Source organism: Streptomyces sp. 8K308, assembly GCF_004348315.1.
In the GTDB taxonomy this organism is placed as follows: domain Bacteria; phylum Actinomycetota; class Actinomycetes; order Streptomycetales; family Streptomycetaceae; genus Streptomyces.
Genome location: NZ_SMKC01000527.1, coordinates 1 through 3,145, shown reverse-complemented (window position 1 = coordinate 3,145; position 3,145 = coordinate 1). Strand labels below are relative to the sequence as shown.

The window sequence follows — 3,145 nt, the reverse complement described above, 5'->3', positions numbered from 1 at the left end:
CCCCTACCCGCCCCCTTTCGCGCTACGCGCGAAAGGGGGCCCGCCTTCCAGTTGATGCCGCTCAGCGACGCAAGACGGGCTGCTTCGGCGCGTGAGCAGGCGCAGCTCGACGATGCGTCCTTCGGCGTCGGTGATGCCGAGGTGACAGCCGCCGTGGTGGACGATGGAGGCGGGCGCGCCCGCCTCCATGACCATCTCGCCGGTGGCCATGTCGATCGGGTCGGTGCGGCAGACCAGGTTGTTCCCGCCCCGGCCTATGCGGCGGATGCTCTGCCCAAGACCGCGCATGCCCTGGCGCAGGCTACGCAGTCCGGTGGTGGCGAGGGAGCGCATGCCGCGTGCGAGGCCGCCGAGAGTGGTCAGGCCCTTCATGCCGGGGATGTGGTCGAGGGCGGTGTCCCAGAGGGTGGCTTGGCCGTTGGCGTAGCGGTAGAGGGTGTCGGCGAGGACGACCCAGGCCAGGGGGCCGCCGATGATCATGACGACGATGCCGAGGACGGCGACGACGACCTCGCATATCTCGACGATGGTGTCCCAGTTCTCGGACACCCAGTGGATCGCGTCCTCCCACCACCGCCGGTTCTGGATACCGGCGTCGGACGCGGCGTCGATCTCGTCGGCGCACGTGCGGGCGGCGTCCTCGCGTAACTCCTGTGCCTGCCGAGCGAGTACACGAGCGGCGGACAAGGCTTCCTCGGCCGCGTCCACCCGTGCCCTCGCTGACGACGCGGCCGCGTTGGCGGCGTTCGCGTCGCGGGTGGCGGCCCGGACGTCGGCTTCCGAGGGAGGCTCGATGTCGTCGCGTTCCCCGCACGTTCCAGGCGCTCGGCCTCCTCGCCAGCGCGGGTCACCCAGTCCTGGGCGTTGGACAACGCCGCTTGGGCTGTGGACAGGTCGGCCTGGGCGGCGATCGCGCGGTCCAGGGCGCGATCGGCCATGCCCTGCGCGGTCTCCAGCTTCGGCCAGTAGGTCTGTAAGGCCTGGGCGGCCATGTCGTAGGAGGTCTGAAGCTTCTGGAGGTTGGGCGGGACGCCGTCGAACTCCGAGCGGAAGGCCTCGGCTGAGAGGCCGGCCCAGTCGAGGACGGCCCGGTCCTACGCCATGCCACGGATCCGGCCCAAAGCCTCGCCCACCTCGTCGGCGAAGCTCTGTAACTCGTCCGCGAGGCTGCGAACCTCGTCCGGATAGCCGGGCGTCGGGTCAGAGTCCATGTCGACCGGACTCCAGTCAGACGGGCGTGCCACGTTCTTCCCCCCCGGATAGCGAACAGGCGACGTTCAGTGTCCGGCAGTACGGTAATCGCCGGATCACGCCCGGTTCAACAGTTGTGATGGCACGCAACGTCGAGAGCCGCTGGGGGCGCCCCTCGACGTTCCCTGGGGCCTGCCCCGACCGAGGGGGATGCGGGCGATCCTCGTTGCGACCGTCATCCGGTCATTCGACGGCCGTGAGGCTGTCGAACGGCGCTTCCCACTCGTGTCCGCCGCCGACGGGGGACGAACGCGGTACGGCGGATGATCCTGTCGGTGTTCCGGTCGCGCTCGATCAGGCCGGCCATCAGCCGTCCTCGGCGGCCGTTCGCGTCCTCCGCCAAGGTGCCCTTCGGGAAGGGCAGTTCGGTGGCCCATTCGGCCTTCGGCGCGTTAACCGGAGGACCGGCCGTCCGTAGATCAGCGCGTCGCACGCGGCGCAGCGCAGTCCCTCCGGTGATGGCCTCATGTCCCGCAGAGCGCCGGGGTGAGGGCAACGTTCGGGTGGAGGTGGGGTGTTGGGGGTGCTGGGTTTCTGCTGCTCGGACATGGAACGGTGGCTTCCTGTAGTCGGGTTACTACAAGGTTTGATGCGTGGGTAGGCCGTTGGCCAGGTGGGAGGTGTGGCCTCTGTGACCGGCCGCACACGCATGTTCGGAAGGGGCGTTGATGGCGCCACGTGAGGCGGAGCCGGAGCAGGTGGCTCCGGCGCGACTCAAGTACATGGAAGAGCTGCGCCGACTTCGCGAGGAGGCCGGCATGTCCCTGGGGGACCTGTCGGAGGCCACGACCTACGACCGGTCCTACCTCAGCAAGCTGGAGCGCGGCGAACGCCTCGGCGACTTCGACACGGCCCGGCGCCTGGACGAGGTGTACGGGACGCGGCGCATGCTCCAGAACCTGTGGCTGCTGGCCAAGGACGAGGCGTACCTGGGGCGCTACAAGCAGTTCATGCGGGTGGAGGCGGAGGCGAGTGTCCGCTTCGAGTACTCGGCCAGCACGATCCCTGGTCTTCTCCAGACCGAGGCATACGCACGAGAGCAGCTTGGTACGGGTCTTCTCAGCGAGGACAAGCTGGAGCGGGACGTCGAAGCGAGGCTCAACAGACAGGCAGTCCTGGCCAGGGCAATCCCCCTGCGCCTACGGGTCATCCTCGACGAGTCCGCGCTGCGTCGCCGTCTCAAGGATCCCTCCGCCTGGAACCGTCAGCTTGAGCACCTGGTGAAGATGGCGGAACTGCCCAACATCGTGGTCCAGGTGCTGCCGTTCGGTGCCGGGTTGCAGTACCTGCTGGGCGGCTCGTTGACCATTCTCGGCATGCCGGACGGTGTCTACGTGGCTTACCTGGAGGGCAGCACGTCGGGTGAGTTGATCGAGGAACCGGCCGAGGTCGAGCAGCACAAACTGTTCTACGATCAGCTCAGAGACGCGGCGCTCCCGCCGGCCGAGTCCCTGGAGTTCATCCGCAATCTGATCAAGGACTAGGAGATCATGCGATCCCCCGGCAAGGACCCGCGCGATATGTCGTGGCGCCGCTCCAGCTACAGCAACGCCAACGGGGGGAACTGCGTCGAGGTCGCCGACGGCTTCCCTGGCGTCGTGCCGGTCCGTGACAGCAAGAACCCCGGCGCCGCGCTGGTTGTCCCCGCTGGCGCGTGGGCGGCATTCGTGGAGTCCATCAAGAGCTGACGTGCTGCCGCCCGGCCCCGGCACAGAGCTGGCAGGATGAGCGGGCACGTCGGTGTCGCTGCGGCGTTCCTGTCCGGGAAGGAAAGGGTGCGCCGGTGTCGTGCGCCACCTGCGGACGCGCTCACCACCCTTGGCGGTGGCCTCGCGCGGTAGCGCGTAAGGCCCGGCGGCGAACCCGCCACAGCCTGCCGCGCGCAGCACCGGAA

3 protein-coding genes are annotated in these 3,145 nt (G+C 68.7%); 2 read left to right on the top strand and 1 reads right to left on the bottom strand.

The window, feature by feature from the left end; all coding sequences use genetic code 11:
• Positions 1–3 precede the first annotated feature (3 nt).
• Positions 4–687 (bottom strand): hypothetical protein, encoded by a 684-nt coding sequence (locus tag E1265_RS35175; RefSeq protein ID WP_132935014.1) that lies wholly within the window; start codon positions 685–687, stop codon positions 4–6.
• Between the two features lie 1,232 nt (positions 688–1,919).
• Here E1265_RS35175 and E1265_RS35170 point away from each other — a divergent pair.
• A complete protein-coding gene (locus tag E1265_RS35170; RefSeq protein ID WP_243741338.1) occupies positions 1,920–2,735 on the top strand; it encodes a helix-turn-helix transcriptional regulator in 816 nt (271 codons plus the stop codon).
• Positions 2,736–2,771: 36 nt separating this feature from the next.
• Positions 2,772–2,939, top strand: coding sequence for a DUF397 domain-containing protein (locus tag E1265_RS35165; RefSeq protein ID WP_243741337.1), 168 nt, complete (start codon positions 2,772–2,774; stop codon positions 2,937–2,939).
• Positions 2,940–3,145: the final 206 nt, after the last annotated feature.

Excerpts from the sequence above, each read along its gene's own strand:
- E1265_RS35170 (WP_243741338.1), top strand. The coding sequence starts at position 1,920 with ATGGCGCCACGTGAGGCGGAGCCGGAGCAGGTGGCTCCGGCGCGACTC.
- E1265_RS35165 (WP_243741337.1), top strand. The coding sequence starts at position 2,772 with ATGTCGTGGCGCCGCTCCAGCTACAGCAACGCCAACGGGGGGAACTGC.